Origin of the sequence: Micromonospora sp. NPDC093277, from assembly GCF_044765245.1 — a bacterium.
Classification (GTDB): Bacteria; Actinomycetota; Actinomycetes; order Mycobacteriales; family Micromonosporaceae; genus Micromonospora.
The window spans coordinates 333142-350071 of sequence record NZ_JBIWJO010000005.1; the positions used below are offsets into that span (position 1 = coordinate 333142).

Genomic DNA, 16930 nt, shown 5'->3' on the forward strand with positions numbered 1-16930 from the left:
GGTCTGGAACAACTGGTCCAACCAGTTGACGGGTTGATGTGTCGGGGGTCACACTGCCGAGGTGACCTTCGCCCCGGTCCCCCGCGTCTCGGTCTCCGACCACGTCTTCGGCCAGCTCCGCGACGCCATCGTCAGCGGCCGCTACCGGCCCGAGGAGACACTGCCCGGCGAACGCGAGCTGGCCGCCGCGTTCGCGGTCAACCGGCACGCCGTCCGGGAGGCGCTGCGCCGGCTCCAACAGCTCGGCCTGGTCCGGGTCAGCCAGGGCGACGCGACCCGGGTGCTGGACTGGCGGGTGCACGCCGGGCTGGACCTGGCGCTCTCGCTGGCCCGCTCGGCGGACGTACTCCCGGTCGAGACGCTGGTCCGCGACATGCTGGAGATGCGGGCCTGCGTCGGCATCGACGCGGCCCGGCTCTGCGCCGAACGCGGCGATCCGGCGGTCACCGCCGCCCTGGTCCGGGCCGCCGACGAGTACGGCTCGCTCGCACCCGACCTGCCCCGGATGGACGAGGCCAACATCGCGATCTGGCGGCTGATCGTGCGGGGCAGCGGCAACACCGCCTACCTGCTGGCGTTCAACAGCCTGCTGGCCGGCACCTTCGCCATCGGTGACGTCCCACCTGACGCGCGCGCCGCCGAACTGCTCGACGTCGCGGGGCATCGCCGGCTCGCCGCCGCCATCGAGGCCGGCCAGGGTGCGGCCGCCGTCCGACACGCCCGGGCCCTGCTGACCGCCCCGGTCACCGCCCCCACCACCCCCGTCCCCGGAAGGGATGCCTGAGCGATGATTCCCGCCGTGCTCTACGCCGTCCCGGCGTTCCTGTTGCTCATCATCATCGAGGCGGTCTCCTACCGGTTCCTCCCCGACGACGGCGAACGCGGCTACGAGCTGCGCGACACCACCACCAGCCTGTCGATGGGCCTGGGCAGCCAGCTCATCGGCGTGCCATGGAAGCTGCTCACCGCCGGCCTCTACGCGGCACTGTGGCTGGTGGCGCCGGTGCACCTCTCCCCCGCCCACTGGTCGACCTGGGTACTGCTCTTCCTCGCCGACGACCTGGCCTACTACTGGTTCCACCGGCTGCACCACGAGGTACGCGTGCTCTGGGCCAGCCACGTGGTGCACCACTCCAGCGTCTACTACAACTTCTCCACCGCGCTGCGGCAGAGCTGGACGCCGATGACCGCGCTGCCGTTCTGGCTGCCCCTGGCACTGCTCGGCATCCCGCCATGGATGCTCTTCCTACAGCAGTCGATCAGCCTGCTCTACCAGTTCTTCCTGCACACCGAGCGGATCAACGTGCTGCCCCGGCCGATCGAGCTGGTCCTGAACACCCCGTCCCACCACCGGGTCCACCACGGCTCCAACACCGAATACCTGGACCGCAACTACGGTGGCATCCTCATCGTCTGGGACCGGCTCTTCGGCACCTTCGAGCCAGAACGAGCCACCGTCCGCTACGGGCTCACCAAGAACATCGATACGTACAACCCGCTGCGGGTGGCCACCCACGAGTTCGCCGCGATCTGGGCCGACGCCCGCGCCGCCCGTACCTGGCGGCACCGCCTCGGCTACGTCTTCGGCCGTCCCGGTTGGCAGCCGGCCCGGTGAGACGTCCCTGGCTGTCCCTGTTCGGGCTCGTCGCCGTGGTCGAACTGGTCGGCGTCGCACTGGACTCGACCACCACGGAGTGGTTGGCCAAACCACTGCTGGCACCGCTGCTGCTGGCGTACCTGTGGTCGGCGCGGCGGCGGGTCGACGGCGTCGCGGTCGGTCTGGTGTTCGCCACCGCCGGCGACGTGGCCCTGCTGGTGCCGGGCCAGGCCGCGTTCCTGACCGGCATGGGCTGTTTCCTGGTCACCCAGCTCGCCCTGCTCACCACGTTCCGCCGGCACCGCCGGCCGCCCATCGCGGCGTTGCTGGCGTACGTGGCGCTCTGGGCTGGCGCCAACGTCCTGCTCCGGGGCACGCTGGGGCCGCTCTGGCTGCCGGTGCTCGGCTACAGCCTGGCGCTGTCCCTGATGGCCGCCGCCGCGGCCGGGGTGTCCCGGCGGGTGGCAGCCGGCGGGGCGCTGTTCCTCGGGTCGGACCTGCTGATCGGGCTGGGCGCCGCGGGCCTCCACCTGCCCGGGCGGGGCCTGCTGGTGATGTCGACGTACGCGGCGGCCCTCCTGCTGATCACCACCGGCTGGGTCACCGCGACGAGCGTCGCCGACCGCCCGTCGCCGGTCGGTCGGGACCCGCTCCGGATCGCCTGACCAAGGGGGTTGGGCGGGACGGTTTCCGCGCGGTCGAAAGTCGCTTGCGACGCTCGGTGGGCTCCACGAGGGTGGTGCCATGACGTTCTGACGGCCAGCACCCTCCAGCACCCTGATGCCCGGCGGCGCCGACCAGCGCCCTGCTGCCGTCCGTCCACACCTCTCTGCGAGAAGCGAGCGTCTTTGTCTCAGCACAGCTCCCCGCCGCATTCCGCCACGGCCACCGTAACCGTCTTCGCCTCCCCCATCAGTTGGATCGAGTCCGATGCCCTCGCGCAGTGCCACCAGGTGGCCGCACTCGACGGCATGATCCACGTCGCCGCCATGCCGGACCTGCACCCCGGCAAGGGTGCGCCCATCGGAGCGGCCATGGCCTCGACCGTGTTGTACCCGTTCCTGGTGGGCTCCGACATCGGGTGCGGGATCGCCGTGTTCCCCATCAGACTCAAGCGCGCCGTACCGGAACGGCTCGCCGCCCGATTTCCCGACCTCGACCGCCCGCTGCACCCCGAGCGGGACGCCGACGACCCGGCCTGGGCCGTCGCCGACGGCGACATTCCTGCCGGTCACGTCGAAGGGCTCGCAACGGTCGGGCGGGGCAACCACTTCGTCGAGCTGGCCCGGATCGAGACCGTCTTCGAGCCGCAGCACGCGAGCCGTCTCGGACTCGAACCGGGCGACCTCGTGCTCGTCGTACACAGTGGTTCCCGCGGGCTCGGCGAACGGATCCTGCGGGAACACACCGAGGTCCACGGCGCGGGTCCCGCCCCCGACGCCGCCGCCTACCTGGCGATGCACGACGACGCCGTACGCTGGGGCTCGCTGAACCGGCGCCTGCTGGCCGCCCGGGTCGCCCACGCCCTGGGGGCCGAGACCACCGCGCCGATCGTCGACCAGTGCCACAACCTGGTCGAGCACCGCGACGGGGTCTATCTGCACCGCAAGGGCGCGGCGCCGGGTGACGGCCGTGACGTGCTCATCGCCGGCACGCGAGGCACCCGTTCCTACCTCGTGGCCGCCCATGCCGGCCCGGACGCCAACCACTCGGTGGCGCACGGCGCGGGCCGCAAGATGTCCCGCGCCGACGCGCTGCGCCGCGGCCGGGCCAAGCACACCGTCGAGGAACTGCGCCGCACCCCGGTGGGCTCGCTGGTGGTGTGCGGGGACCGCCAACTGCTCTTCGAGGAGGCGCCCACCGCCTACAAGCGCATCGAGCAGGTGATCAGCGACCTGGTCGGACACGACCTGGCCACCCCCGTGGCCACCACGGTGCCCCTGGTCACCTACAAGACGCCCGACGTCGGGTCCGCGCCCCGGACCGACCGCCGTGACAGCCACCGCCGGCGAGGCCGGCCGTGAACGTACACCTGCTCATCTCGGCCGGGCGCGGCCCGCAGGAGTGCGCCTGGGCGCTGGCCCGGCTGCTGGGCCGGCTGGAGGTCGACGCCACCGGGCACGGTCTGACGACCGACCGGGTCGAGACCGTGCCGGGTGACCGGCCCGACACCTACCGGTCGGCCGTGGTGCGAATCTCCGGCGTCGACGCGGAGGCGTTCGCCGCCGCCTGGTCCGGAACGCTGTGCTGGCAGGCCCCCAGCCCCTACCGGGCGAGCACCGGCCGGAAGAACTGGTACGTCATCGCCCGGCCGTGCCAGGTCGACATCCCGGCCACGACATTCTCCGAGACGGACGTCGACATCGTCGCCTGCCGTACCGGCGGTCCCGGCGGTCAGCATCGGAACAAGGCCAGCACGGCGGTGCGGGCCACCCATCGGCCCTCGGGCCTCGTCGTCGTGGTCGACACCGAACGGCAGCTCAGTCTCAACCGCCGTATCGCCCTGCAGCTGCTGCGCCGGCGCATCGAGCGCGGTGACGAGGCGGCCCGGCGCGCCGTCACCGCCGGCCGGTGGCGCGTGCACGACGAACTGGTACGCGGCAACCCCATCCGCGTCGAACGCCCGCAGCCGTCGGAGCCGGACCCGCCGCAGCGGCGGACGCAGCCGAGGCGACGGTGAGCGCGGTCCGCCCGGGGACCGCGACGGCCTCCGGCGCCGGGGCGGCCCTGAAGTGGCAGCCCGTGGTGGCCGATGGGGCCCGGTCCGGACCGCCGGGCGCGGTCCGCACCCTGCTCCTGCTGGGCGTGGTGTGCTTCGCCGTCGGCATCGCGAACGCCGTGGTCATGCCCTTCCTGTCGCTCTTCCTCAGTACGGCGGTGCATGCCGATCCGGTCCGGATCACGATATTTCTCCTGGTCGCGCCACTGTCGGGCGTGGTCGGGGCCACGCTGATCGGATGGCTGTCGGATCGATGGGCGATCCGCCGGGCACTGCTCGTCGGGGCCTCGCTGGCCGGGCTGATCAACGCGGCGGTGACCGCGTTCATCCGTGACTACTGGATCCTGGTGACGCTGGCCATGACCTTGGCGCCGCTCTCCGCAGCGCTGTTTCCGCAGGCCTTCGCCTACGCCCGTCAGGTCCTCTCCGGTGCGGACCCCGGTCGGGCCGCGATGGGTATCAGCACCCTGCGGACGGTCTTTTCGCTCTCGTGGGTCGTTGGCCCACCCGTGGCCGCGCTTCTGCTGAGCAGCGGAGGGTTCCGGTCGCTCTACCTGAGCGCGGCGGCCATGTTCGGGCTCGCCGGGCTCGCGTCGATCGTCGGCCTGAGGCAGGTCCGCACCCCGGCAGTCGCCACCGGCGGTCAACCGACCGGCGCCCCCGCCGCGTCGCGGTCGACGCTGCTGCTGACCGTGGCGGCATTCGTCATGCTGAGCTGCCCGCTGACCCTGGCCGTGCAGGCCCTCCCGTTGTTCATCAGCACCGATCTCGGTGGCGACGCGGCCCAGGCCGGCCTCATCCTCGGCCTCTGCGCCGCCCTGGAGATCCCCCTGATGCTGGCCCTGGGCGCCCTGGGTACCCGGATCCGGGTGCGCGTGCTGCTGCTCTGCGGAGCCGCGTGCGGCGTCGCCTACTACGCGATCGCCAGCGTCGCTTCCTCGTTGGCGATGCTCGCCGTCGGGCAGCTCGCCAACGCCGCCTTCATCGCGGCGGTGTCCGGCATCGGCATCTCGTACATGCAGGATCTGCTGCCGCAGCGCCCCGGGCAGGCCACCACCCTGTTCACCAACTGCCATCCGATCGGCGCGATGCTGGCCGGTCCGTTGTTCGGCCTGGCACAGCACTACGGCTTCCGCCTCGCGTACGGCGCGTCCACCGGGCTGTGCGCTGCCGGCCTGTTGCTCCTGCTCGTCGTCCGACCGCCGGCCGCCGGACGTGTCGCCAGGGCGCACGCCGGCGAAGCCCAGGGAATGGCATGATCGAGCGGATGGACGCTCCGACCCCGATCGACCTCGACACGTGGCCGCGCCGGCAACACTTCGAGCACTACCGCCGGGTCGTTCCGTGCACGTATTCGATGACGGTGGAGCTCGACGTCACCGCGTTCGCCGCAGCGCTGCGTCAATCGCGACGGAAGACGTACTTCGCGCAGGTCTGGGCGCTGTCCACGGTCGTCAACCGGCACGATGAGTTCAAAATGTGCCTCACCGCTTCCGGCGAGCCGGCCATCTGGTCTGTCGTGCACCCGTCCTTCACGGTCTTCAACCCGGAGCGCGAGACGTTCGCGAGCGTATGGGCGCCGTACGATCCTGACTTCGGCGCTTTCCATGACAACGCCGCCGCCCTGCTCGCGGAACACAGTCGCGCCACCGAGTTCTTCCCACAGGAGGCATCCTGCCCGGCCAACACGTTTGATGTGTCGAGCCTGCCGTGGGCATCCTTCACCGGATTCAACCTCAACATCGGCGATGGCTGGGACCACCTGGCGCCGATCTTCACGCTGGCCCGTTACATCGAGCGAGACGGCCGAGTGCTGCTCCCCCTCGCAGTACAGGTGCACCACGCCGCCGTAGACGGGTTCCATTCGGCACGGCTTGTCAACGAGCTGCAGGCCCTCGTCTCAGACCTGACCTGGCTGGGTCAGAGCCAGCAACCTTGAGCCGAAACGGCGCCGTCCCGAGACAGGTTCCTTTTCCTCGCAGTCGGTCCCGATTTGCCAGGGACATACGCGCGCGCGTGGCGACGGAAAGGCGCCGGGCGGTCGGCCGGGGATGGGCCGAACGTCGAGCGCCGCAATTTGCGCCCAGGCGGCGTAGACGCAATTCTCACCCACGCTGGTGGCGCACCCGGCACAGCTGCCCGAGGACACCGGTCGGCAGCCGGCCCGCCTGACCACCTCACCGCCGGGGCAGCCCGGTCGGCGATGGCCCGCGGCCGGCATTGACGGCGTTGGCGGGGTGCCACTTGCGGCCTGCAACCCCGTCCGATACAAATTGGACAACGTGCTCAGCGCGTCGGAACAACGGCCAGAGTGGTCCGCCTACCTCATGGAGGCTTGTCCATGGCATTGACGCCGGCGGCTGGCTCTGGTTGCAACGCTTCATCCACCCCGCCACCACCAACCCGATCCCCGAGGCCGGTCAATTCCGAGGTCGAGTGGGACAGGTTCGATCCCCATGCCTACGTCCGGCACAACTACTCCGCGCTGCGTGCCGACGACCGCGAAATCCTCTGCCGCGTCCGAGATTTCTTCGCCGAGGCGAAACTGTCTGACGCGCGTTGCGTCGACGTGGGGTCGGGGGCGAATATCTATCCGGTGCTGCCCGTCCTGCCGTTCGCCCACACCGTTGACCTGTGTGAGTGGTCCACAGCCAATGTGAGCTGGTTACGCACGCAGGTCGACCGCTACGACGAGCTCTGGGACCCGTACTGGCAGGTGTGCGCGGAGCACCCGGCGTTCTCGGCGCTGACCGATCCGCGAGGCCGCCTGGCGCAGGTGGGTCGGGTGCGGAGGGCCAGCGTCTTCGACCTGCCCCGGCATGCCTGGGACGCCGGCACGATGTTCTTCGTCGCCTGTTCGATCTCGGCCGACCGGGCGGAGTCCGAGCGCGCGGTCGCGCGGTTCCTCGGCGCGTTACGGCCCGGCTCGCCCTTCGCCGCGACGTTCATGCTCGGCTCCCGCGGCTACAGCGTCGGCCAACGCTGGTTTCCGGCGGTGCAGCTGCGGCGCGCCGAGGTGGAGGCGAGCGTCGCCGTCGGCGCGGACGACGTGGATTTCCACGAGGTGCGGCCGAAGCCGCCGCTGCGTGACGGATATCTGACAATGCTGCTGGTCACCGGCCGCACCCGAGGCTGACGCCGATGCCGCCCCGTTCGGAGAAGGCATCGGCGGCGCGAACCGGACGAGCGGCCGACACACGGGTGCCCGATCCGTTCACGCCAGGCTCGGATTCGGTGGATACGATGGACGATGCACCTCACCGTGGATCATCGTGCGCACGGCATCACCAGTTCCAGGTCGACGACTACAGCAGACGGCGGTGAATCATGCGGATACAGCCGCGCCAGAGGATTCTCGACATCTGGCGGGCCGCGGTGCGCAGTTGCTGGCAGAACGGTGAATGGCACTGGGGCGGCCGGAGCGGGAGCAACTCCATCAGCGACGCGGAGCAGTTGCTGACCCTGTTGCTGCCGGCGACCAAGGTCCCGGTGCTGTCGCTGGACGACCCGGACCGCACCGACCGGGAGATCCTCGAAGCGCTCAGCGCGATCGGTGGTGCCATCGAAATTCCCCGCCGGTTGGTCGGCGTGATGACCGACTATTTCACCCGGTACACCGACGAGGCCGGCACCCCGGTCTTCGGCGGCGGGAGCTATCTCATACCGCTGGACGACGGCCCGGACCTCGACGAGGAGCAACGCTCCCTGGACATCGTCGACTCGTTCGCGGTGTCGGTCACGCTCACCCTGGCGACGATCGGTTTCGTCAAGGTCTACCGTGGCTCGACGAAACGGCGTGACCTGCTGGAGCAGTTGGACCGGCTGGAGGCGATGGCCAGCGCGCGACTCACCGCGGCCATGGTGGGGCTGCTGCGCAGCTTCAGCACCTTCGTCTTCACCGCCAACGACGAGTACGGCGTGCGGCTGTGCGACATGGTCAACCAGGATGAGATGCCGCGCAGCGAACTCGTGGCGGCGCTGCGTGCGCAGTTGCAGGACACCATGGCCAGCCTGCGCAGCGTGCTGATCGGGTCCGGTCGGGTGACCGAGGACCTGGACACCAAAGACATGCTCTTCGAGTGCGGCTGGTCCTGGGGGGTCATCGCCGGGGCCGAGGAGGTGCCGACCACCGAGCCGATCGGCCGCCAGCGCGAGGGCTCGGCCGAGAACGCCCCCTACCTCTACTTCACGGTCATCGCGATGGACGCCATCGACGACCTGAACTCCGAACGCACCCGGCTGCTCGGGCTGCTCAACGAGGAGCAACAGCGGCTGTCCCGGGCGCTGCAGCTGCGCTGGGAGCTCACCCGCACGTACTGGGCGACGGTGGCGACCTTCGACAATCGACGGCGGTGGCCCATCGAAGATGTCCCCTGGCGGACCACCGACGGCGACCGGACCGACTACTACACGCTGCAGGCGACCTCGCTGGCAGTGAAGGGCCTGCTCGCCGGCGGGCGCGGCGCCGACGAGGAACTCGGGCGAATCGCCGCGGTGCTGGTGGAGCTGGCCCAGCGGGCCCGGATCACCCGCCGCGCCTCGCCCGACGAGCCGGCGCTGGTGCTGCACGCGCCGGGCAAGCGGGTGACCCTGAACGACGACACGTCGAAGCCGATCATGACGTGGAACGTCAACGAGTTCTCCACGGTGCTGCTCCAGCGCGCCACCACCGTCGCCGGTCTGCTGAGCAACGCCAGGCAGCGCAGCGAACTGCTCGAACTCGCCGACGAGGTGTGGGACCACCTGCTGCTGCGACGCATCCCGGACGGCCAGCACGAGGGGCTGTGGGATCATGCCGGCGGCGCCTTCCCCGGACTGGCGCCGCAGCCGGAGGCACCCTCCTGGTATCTGACCGAGCGGGTGGTGCAGGCACTGGTCAGCGCCGGCCAGTTGCTCTGGGAGCGGCCGTTCCCGCGGGCCGGCCGACTCGCCGCGTACGCGCAGGATCTCATCGACGAGGCCGAGTACCTGTTCGACCGGGAGCTGATGCGCGGCACGTTCGCCGGCACGGCGATGAACCGCAGCATGCGTAGCATCCGGTCCAGTCTGCGCCGGGCGCAGTTGCTGGTGGACGAGCGGCCCGGCACCGCGGCGGCTCTGGCGAACTCCCTGCTCCTGCTGCTCAACGACATCACCACCGGGCAGCAGAAGGCCAGCGAGGGGATTTGAATGCTGGTCTTCGTCACCTCCCACAAGGGCGGCACCGGGCGCTCGGTGACCGCGGCGAACATTGCCTACCGCAGCGCGCTCTCCGGCCGCCCCACTTGCTACCTGGACTACGACTTCGGCTCCCCGACGGCCGGCATCACGTTCCAGATCCCGCAGGCGACCAACGGGGTGGAGGGCGCCGGGCCGAACGGCGGCGGCCTGCACCGGTACCTGCGTGGGGAGATCCCGTCCCCGGAACAGCTGGACGTGTGGGGCACCTCGGAGCGGCCCAGCCTGCGCCAGCGGCCCCCGGGGTCGGGTTCGCTGGTGCTGCTGCCCGGGCAGCGCAACGGCAGCGAGTTCGGGTTCACCAACGACATCGCCAAGCGCTGCGCCGAGCTCTTCCTGCGGCTGGAGGAGGAGTTCGACCTGACCCTGGTGGACCTCAGCGCCGGCCGCTCCTACGCCAGCCAGATCGCCCTGGCCGCCACCGCCACCGCCACCATGCGCAAGGTGGCCGCACGCTGGCTGGTCTTCCACCGGTGGACCCCCCAGCACGTCACCGCGGCAGCGGACCTGGCGTTCGAGGCCGGCGGAATCCTGGCCATGGGCAAGGAGTACGGCCACGAGCCGGACCAACTACGGGAGTCGCTTCGGTTCATCCGCACCGCCGTGATCGATCCGCGCGGTCCCGAGGTCGAGCACCTCGACCTCGCCCAGCAGGCCTTCCTGCAGACGTGCGACGCCGAACTGTCGGAGTTGGCCCGACGGCGCGGCACCGGTCGGACCACGTTGCTGGGCACGGTGCCGCTGGACCCGTTGCTGCAGTGGCGCGAGCAGCTCATCTCGGACCACGATGTGCAATCCAAGATCGCCAACGCCAGGACCGCGGACGCCTTCGTGGAGTTGACCGAGAAAATCTTCGACGACACCGCGTGGGAGACCGTGTGATAACCGTGGATGTCAGGTTCCAGGAGGCAGCCGCAGTGCGTCGCACGGAGAGCGTGCCGTACTCACACCTGTCGGTGGAGTTGGGGCACGTCTACGCGGAGGACTTCGGTGACGGGGGCCGAGAGCTGCAGCGCAAGTTCGAGCGGATCGCGGACTGGGCCCAGGCGATTCCGGCGCTGGCCCGCCGGGGGCTGCGTCCACAGCGGCAGCCCCGGGTGAGCACCTGTTTCCTCGTCGACGACTACTTCCACCGGTTCGGAAACCCGCGCGAGGTCATCCCCCAGGTGCAGGAGGCCGCAGCGTCCCAGGGGCTGGTGCTCGACTACGTGGCCCGGGAGTCCACCTTCGCCCGGCACGACGACGTCGAGCTGGCCCAACTGGTGGTCGACACGCTGGTGGTGGAGCCGCCCCGGCACACCAACGGAAGCCGCCCACCGCTCAACGAGTCGGGCTGGCTGTCCAACGGCATGCGCTCGCCGGGACATGTGGACGTGCCCGCGCCCGCGATGACCCTGCCGCTGCCGTGGACCCCGCCGGTGCAGTCCGGCGACCCCCGGCACTCCATCTTCGTCGACGTCGAGCTGTGGTCCAACGAGCCGAACGGCCGGGTGTGGGCCTGCGCGCTGCTGGCCTCGGTCTGGCAGATGACCCGGCTGGGCGTGCTGCGGCACCGGGGTGAGACGGTGGCCCAGCCGTACCGGCTGCCAGCCGGCGAACCACTGCCCACCGAGTGGGACGAGCTGCCGGCGATCGTCCAGTTGAACCCGCTCGCCACACCGTTCTGCGCCTATCGCACGGTGACCCTGATGGACACCCGGTACCTGCCGGTGGAGCTCGCCGTGCGGACCATCCTCGGTCAGGTGGCGGTGCCACCGGCGGTCGCCCGGCAGGTCGCGAAGCGGGCCAGCGGCGAGGGCCTGGAGCTGCCCAGCGAGCTGGTCGACCGGTTGAGCTACGTGTTCATCGGGGAATGAGCGTGCTCAGCGCAGGCCCGGCTGGCCGACCGCCACCTGGTCGGCCAGGTCGCGCAGCAGGGCCAGGTTTCCCACGGTGATCTGGTCCCGGATCCAGTTGACCAGCGAGTTCCACTGCCGGCTGAACCCGGGCACCTGCTCCAGCTGATCCCAGACCGGCCGCAGCCGCGGGTCCACCCGCGCGCCGGGTAGCCACAGGTGGCGCAGGTGCTCGATCACCGGCCGCAGCCGCTCGATGTGCTCCCGCGTCGAGACCGCCCGGGTCACCGCGAGTTCCATCAGCGCGGACAGCGTGGTGAGCAGCCAGTCGTGCAGGGCCAGATCCTCGCAGAGCCCGGCCACCACGGCCGGCACGTCCTGCGGGCCGACCACCAGTTCGACCGTGCGCAGCGTCGGGGTGTCCAGCGTGACCACGGCGCTGGCCACGTCCGGCCGCTCGTGGATCTTGGCGGTCCAGCGCATTCGGGTGCGCGGCGCGCGCAGCGGCGGTCGGCGGTCCAACAGCTCGTTCATCTGCACGCCGTCGAGCACCCGGGCGGTGATCGCCTCCAGGTTCAGCACGTCGGCGGCATTACCGAGCCGGAATCCCCCGGCCAGATCCTCGACGTCCAGCTTGCCGACCGTCTCCAGCACGCCAGGACTGGCCAGGTAGTGCGACCACGGCCGGCGGCGCTCCCCGGCGACGACCTGCACGATCGAGGAGGCCTGCGCGATCCGGCCGCCGGTGACGACCGCCCGGGTGACCACCGCGCCCACCCCGCGCAGTTGGCGTTTCTTGGCGCTGGGCAGCCAGCAGTCCACGCCGGTGCGGACGTCGGGCGACACCGCGTACAGCGACGGGCGCCGGGACGTCAGCACGGCCTCACCCTCCACCAGGCTGAGCACCTCGGAGCTCTGCTCCTGCGTCAACGCCGTGCTGTGCTGCAGCAGGCTGGTGTGCACCTCACCCACCGTGAGCATGGCTTCCTCCGCATCGCCACCACCGGTCCGCGGTCGCCCCGCGGAATGCGGTCCTATGGTGATTGACGTACGCCGCCGTGCCCCGCACCGACACGGTCCGCGCGCGGATTACCGGTGGGCGTGGGCTCGGCCCGTACCCGGATCCGATCGGTGCCGTCATCATAGGGCCACCGGTGCGGCGAGCACATATCCGACCGGCCGCCGGAGGTTCGCGGGCCGGTGGATGTGAGAGAGGCTGATATTTTGAATGGTGCGGTCGCCAGCCACCCCTGGAGTTTACCGTCGATGAAGGTTTACATTTCGGCCACGCAAAAGGACCTGCTGGAATATCGAGCCGCCGTGCACGCGGCAGCCCGTCGCCTCGAGATCGAAGACGTGGCCATGGAGGCGTACGGCGCCGACATCCGGCCGCCCCTGGAGCGCTGCCTGGCCGACGTGCGCCGGTGCGACCTCTATGTGGGACTCTTCGCGTGGCGCTACGGGTACCGACCGTCCGGCCAGAAGTCCTCCATCACCGAACTGGAGTACCGCGAGGCGCTCGCGGCCGGGAAACCGTGCCTCATCTTCCTGCTCGCCGAGGACACCCTGTGGCCGGTGGACATGGTCGATCGGGACGCCGACTGGCAGCAGATCGTCGCGCTGCGCCGGGAACTCAAGGAACGCCATCTGTGCGCCTTCTTCACCAGTGTGGACGATCTCTCGGCGAAGGTGACCGTGGCCCTGGCCGACGTACGCAGCGGCCGGTCCCCGGGGCGCGAACCCGGCGACCCCGACATCCACCTGCCGGAGGCCGCCCGCAACCAGTACCAGAAACTCCTGGGGCAGATGTACCAGGCGGTGCCGCTGGACGCGGTCTCGCCGCGGCCCACCATCGGCTACCTCACGGTCGGCCTGTCCAACGTGTTCGTCGAGCCTCGGGTGCACGAGGAGGCCCGGCCGGAGATGCCGTTGGCCTGGTGGCGTTGGGCCGGCGCCACGGCGGACGGTGACGCCGGCGGTCTACCCGGCGTGGTGGACCAGGAGGAGGTGGAGCGGCTCTGGGAGGAGTATTCGGCCAAGGACGCGCTGGCCCTGTTCGACGTGGTCTCCGACCCGGGCCGGCGGGCGATCGTGCTGCTCGGCGACCCCGGCTCCGGCAAGTCGGCGGCCGCGCGGTACCTGGCGCTGGTGCTGGCCGGGGTACGCGCCGAACCTCGGCTGGCGGCACTGGACCGGCACCTGCCCGTGCTGATCGAGTTGCGGTCGTACTCAGCGCATCGCGGGGACGGCCGGTGCGACGGTCTGCTGGACTACGTCGGCCACCGTCGACAGCAGGGGCTGGCCGGGATCGACCGGGACGTGTTGGAGGCGTACCTGCGCCAGGGCGGCCAGGCGTTGTTCCTCTTCGACGGGTTGGACGAGGTGTTCGACCCGGCGCACCGGGTGGAGGTGGCCGCGCAGATCGCCACCTTCGCCACCGAGTACCCGGGGGTACGCACGGTGGTCACCTCGCGGGCCGCCGGGTACCTGCGGCACACCTTCGCCAACGCCGGTTTCGACCACTTCACCCTTGAGGACCTCGACGACGAGCGGATCACCCGGTTCCTGGGCAGTTGGTATCGCTACGTCATGCCCACCCCGGCGGCCGAGGCGGACCGGCAGCGGCGACAGATCCTCGACGTGGTACGCGGATCCCAGGCGATGCACGAGATCGCCGGTAACCCGCTGCTGCTGACGCTGATGGCGATCGTCGGCCGGGACCACCCGCTGCCGCGCAACCGGCGCCGGCTCTACGCGCACGTCACGGACGTGCTGATCTCCGAATGGGACGTGACCAAGCAACTGCGGGAGAGCCACGGCGACGTGCCGCCGCTGGACCCGCCGGCGAAGCTGCGGCTGCTGCGCCACCTGGCGTACCGGATGCAATGCCGGGAATCCGGTCCGGCCGGAAACTATATTGAATCCGACGAATTGGCCCGTATCTTCCGGGACCATCTGGTGGAGTTCTACGGCTTCGAGAACGAGCGGGCGCACGCCATGGCCTACTCGATGATCGACAAATTGCGCCAGCGAAGCTTCATCCTGGAGCGGTACGGACTGCGACTGTTCGGGTTCGTGCACCGCACGTTCCTGGAGTACTTCTGTGCCGAGGAGATCGTGGACAGGTTCGAGCACGACCCGGACGCCTGGTCCCCCGACCGGATGCGCGCGTTGTTCCGCGAGCACTGGTCCGATCCGTCCTGGCGGGAAGTGCTGCGGCTGGTCGCCGGCGCGCTGCCCGCCCGCACCGCCAACGACCTGATCACCCTGCTCGCGACCGAGGTCAACCGGCCCTGGCCACCGCTGAACCTGGCCAGTCCGCCATGGAACCTGGTGCTGGCCGCGCAGTGCGTGGCGGAGGCTCCGCAGCCGGCCGAGCTGGCCGACGCCGGCAATGCGGTGCTACGTCAGGTTGTGCTGCTGGTCGAGCACGGTATCTCCGCCGACGACCCGAACCTGGTGGAACTCACCGAGCAGGAGCTGCTGTCCTCGATCCGGGCGCTCGGGCCGCAGTGGCCCGGCCGCGCCACCTTCCTGCACTGGTACCGCCGGCGGGGGGTGCGGACCAGTTGGCGCTCCGGCTCCACGTTCGCCACCCGGGTCGCCGCGGCGCTGTCCGGCCAACAGGAGCAGTTGGAGGAGCTGCTGGACCGGGAACTCGGACAGCGCCGCGAACGGCAGGCCCACATCACCCTGGTCGCCGGGCTGGCTGAGGCGGCCGGCCGGCAGGACACCGGCCACAGCCGCCGGTACTGCCGGGATCAGCTCCTCGCCCAGGCGCGGGCGGACGGCTCGACCGCGGTACGGCAGGCCGCGGTACGCGCCCTGGTCGCCCACTTCGGCGCCGACCCCGACCTCGTCGATGTGCTGCGCGACCTAGCCGGCTCACCCGACCCCGCGGTGCGGGCGCTCGCCGTGCAGGCCCTCAGCGGCCGGGCCGACCTGTCCGATGACATCCGGCGGTTGCTGCTGGCCCGCGCCACCGACGACCGGGACACCGCGGTGCGCAGGGCCGCGGCGGGAGTGCTCGCCGCGCGCTGCGCCGACCTGGCGGGCGCGCCCGAGGCACTGCACCGGCTGCTCACCGCCGACTCCGACCCCGGGGTGGTGCAGTGCGCGCTGCACTGCCTGGTGACGTTGCCCGGGTACGCCGAGGCGGCCCGTACCCGGGCGCTGGAGCGGGTGGCCGGCGACGCCCCGGACGAGGTGCGCCGCTGCCTGGTGACCGAGCTGCTGCCCGGGCCCGGCCCGGAGGGCACCGAGCTGCTGTTGAAGCTGGCCGGGTCGGACTCCGCGGCGCGGGTCCGTGCGGTCGCCGTACAGCGGCTGGCGCTGGCGCCCGACCCGGAGGGGCGGTGCCGGGAGCGGCTGGTGGACCGGATCGAGCAGGACGAGGACGCGGCCGTGCGGGCCGCGGCGGTGGCCGCGCTGGTCGACCTGTACCGCCCGGGTGACACCGGGTGGACGGTGGCGGCGCACACGGCCCGGGCCGACGAGGACGCGACGGTGCGCCTCGCCGCGGTGCGCGCGCTGGCCGAGGTGTACCCTCCGGACCACCGCACCGGGGAGCTGCTGCTGGAGCGGGCCCGCCACGACCCCACCGCTAGCCTCCGGCTCGCCGCGGTGGAACTGCTCACCGGCCGGCCGCTGCTCGAGCACGCCACCCGCGACCTGCTCATCAGCCGGGCCTCGCGGGAGCGGGACCCGATCGTCCGGTTGCAGGTCACTCGCAGCCTGACCCGCGGCGGCGGTCCGCTGGACGCCGGCGTGCGCGAGTGCCTGACCGAGCAGGTTCGCCGGGATCCCGATCCAAACGTGCTGCGCGCGGCCGCGCAGGCGTTGGCCCGCGACGGCGAGGCCGGCGGTGGTCTGGTGGAGACCCTGTCCCGGCGGGCCCGCCGGGACAGCTACGCCGGCATCCGGCTCGCCGCCGTGCAGACCCTCGCTGCGTACGGGAGCCCCGACGTGGTGACCGACGGGCTGCTGGAGTGCGTCGAGTACGACACCGACCCGGCGGTGTTCGACGCGGCGGTGCACTGCCTGACCGAGCGGGGCTCGGCGTCGATGGCTGTCACGCATCGGCTGATGCGCCGGCTGGCCGACCAGGATCCGGCGATCCGCGCCCGCGTCGCCGCCGCGCTCGGCGAGTACTTCGGGGCCGATCCGGCCGTCCGGGTGCTGCTGGTGGGGTTGGTCCACGACGATCCGGACCTCGAGGTCCGGCGCCGGGCGGTGGAGCAGCTGGCGGCCACGCTGGCCGACCGCACGGAGGTACGGGAGCTGCTGATGCGGCTGGTGGACGATGACGACTGGGAGATCCGCCGGACCGCGCTGCTGGCGTTGGCGCGTCACTACGGCGAGGACAGCCGGACCCGCGGCGTGCTCGTCCGGCTCGCCCACCAGGAGGACGACGGCACGGTACGGCGGCTGGCCGGGCAGCTGCTGGCCACGCTGCCCCTCACCAGCCCCGACGACTTCCCGTGACCGGCCCGGGCGTCCGGCCCACCCCGTACGTCGGCCCGCACGGACGACGGCCATACGCTGGCACCACAGAAGTAGGGC

General features: G+C 71.2%; 13 protein-coding genes. 12 read left to right on the forward strand and 1 reads right to left on the reverse strand.

The genetic code is table 11. The features are described 5' to 3' along the window. Positions 1-61 precede the first annotated feature (61 nt). The 11 genes from ACIRG9_RS13925 (at position 62) to ACIRG9_RS13975 (ending at position 11389) form a co-directional block, all read left to right on the forward strand. The gene (locus ACIRG9_RS13925; RefSeq protein ID WP_402854795.1) at positions 62-784 is read left to right on the forward strand and encodes a FadR/GntR family transcriptional regulator; all 723 of its coding nucleotides are present in this window, start codon (positions 62-64) and stop codon (positions 782-784) included. Between the two features lie 3 nt (positions 785-787). Next, complete coding sequence (locus ACIRG9_RS13930) at positions 788-1615, forward strand: sterol desaturase family protein (protein WP_402854797.1); 828 nt, start codon at positions 788-790, stop codon at positions 1613-1615. Beyond that, positions 1612-2262: a lysoplasmalogenase family protein gene (locus ACIRG9_RS13935; RefSeq protein ID WP_402854799.1), complete on the forward strand. Its 651-nt coding sequence runs from the start codon at positions 1612-1614 to the stop codon at positions 2260-2262. Before ACIRG9_RS13930 ends, ACIRG9_RS13935 begins: the two co-directional genes overlap by 4 nt. 183 nt (positions 2263-2445) lie before the next feature. Beyond that, positions 2446-3621, forward strand: a complete 1176-nt coding sequence (locus tag ACIRG9_RS13940) for an RNA ligase RtcB family protein (protein ID WP_402854800.1) — start codon at positions 2446-2448, stop codon at positions 3619-3621. Continuing rightward, positions 3618-4277, forward strand: a complete 660-nt coding sequence (gene prfH, locus ACIRG9_RS13945) for a peptide chain release factor H (protein WP_402854802.1) — start codon at positions 3618-3620, stop codon at positions 4275-4277. Before ACIRG9_RS13940 ends, prfH begins: the two co-directional genes overlap by 4 nt. Next, on the forward strand, positions 4274-5575 hold the full coding sequence (locus tag ACIRG9_RS13950; protein WP_402854803.1) for a sugar efflux transporter: 1302 nt from the start codon (positions 4274-4276) through the stop codon (positions 5573-5575). The genes prfH and ACIRG9_RS13950 overlap by 4 nt, the downstream gene beginning before the upstream one ends. After that, the gene (gene catA, locus ACIRG9_RS13955) at positions 5572-6255 is read left to right on the forward strand and encodes a type A chloramphenicol O-acetyltransferase (RefSeq protein WP_402854805.1); all 684 of its coding nucleotides are present in this window, start codon (positions 5572-5574) and stop codon (positions 6253-6255) included. The genes ACIRG9_RS13950 and catA overlap by 4 nt, the downstream gene beginning before the upstream one ends. A gap of 372 nt (positions 6256-6627) precedes the next feature. Beyond that, positions 6628-7452, forward strand: coding sequence for an SCO2525 family SAM-dependent methyltransferase (locus tag ACIRG9_RS13960; protein ID WP_402854807.1), 825 nt, complete (start codon positions 6628-6630; stop codon positions 7450-7452). 191 nt (positions 7453-7643) lie between these two features. Further along, positions 7644-9485, forward strand: coding sequence for an SCO2524 family protein (locus tag ACIRG9_RS13965; protein ID WP_402854809.1), 1842 nt, complete (start codon positions 7644-7646; stop codon positions 9483-9485). After that, positions 9486-10415 carry an SCO2523 family variant P-loop protein gene (locus ACIRG9_RS13970; RefSeq protein ID WP_402854811.1) on the forward strand — a complete coding sequence of 310 codons (930 nt, stop codon included), beginning with the start codon at positions 9486-9488 and terminating at the stop codon, positions 10413-10415. Between the two features lie 5 nt (positions 10416-10420). Next, complete coding sequence (locus ACIRG9_RS13975) at positions 10421-11389, forward strand: SCO2522 family protein (protein WP_402854813.1); 969 nt, start codon at positions 10421-10423, stop codon at positions 11387-11389. 6 nt (positions 11390-11395) lie between these two features. On the opposite strand, the gene ACIRG9_RS13980 is transcribed toward ACIRG9_RS13975, so the two are convergent. Beyond that, positions 11396-12349 (reverse strand): SCO2521 family protein, encoded by a 954-nt coding sequence (locus tag ACIRG9_RS13980; protein WP_402854815.1) that lies wholly within the window; start codon positions 12347-12349, stop codon positions 11396-11398. A 285-nt stretch (positions 12350-12634) separates the two neighbouring features. On the opposite strand from ACIRG9_RS13980, the gene ACIRG9_RS13985 reads away from it, so the two are divergent. Beyond that, entirely contained in the window at positions 12635-16852 is a 4218-nt protein-coding gene (locus ACIRG9_RS13985; RefSeq protein ID WP_402854817.1) for a HEAT repeat domain-containing protein, read from the forward strand. The last annotated feature ends 78 nt before the right edge of the window (positions 16853-16930 follow it).

Coding starts and splice junctions, on each gene's coding strand:
- ACIRG9_RS13985 (WP_402854817.1), top strand. CDS start 12,635: ATGAAGGTTTACATTTCGGCCACGCAAAAGGACCTGCTGGAATATCGA.
- ACIRG9_RS13930 (WP_402854797.1), top strand. CDS start 788: ATGATTCCCGCCGTGCTCTACGCCGTCCCGGCGTTCCTGTTGCTCATC.
- catA (WP_402854805.1), top strand. CDS start 5,572: ATGATCGAGCGGATGGACGCTCCGACCCCGATCGACCTCGACACGTGG.
- ACIRG9_RS13970 (WP_402854811.1), top strand. CDS start 9,486: ATGCTGGTCTTCGTCACCTCCCACAAGGGCGGCACCGGGCGCTCGGTG.
- ACIRG9_RS13965 (WP_402854809.1), top strand. CDS start 7,644: ATGCGGATACAGCCGCGCCAGAGGATTCTCGACATCTGGCGGGCCGCG.
- ACIRG9_RS13980 (WP_402854815.1), bottom strand. CDS start 12,349: ATGCTCACGGTGGGTGAGGTGCACACCAGCCTGCTGCAGCACAGCACG.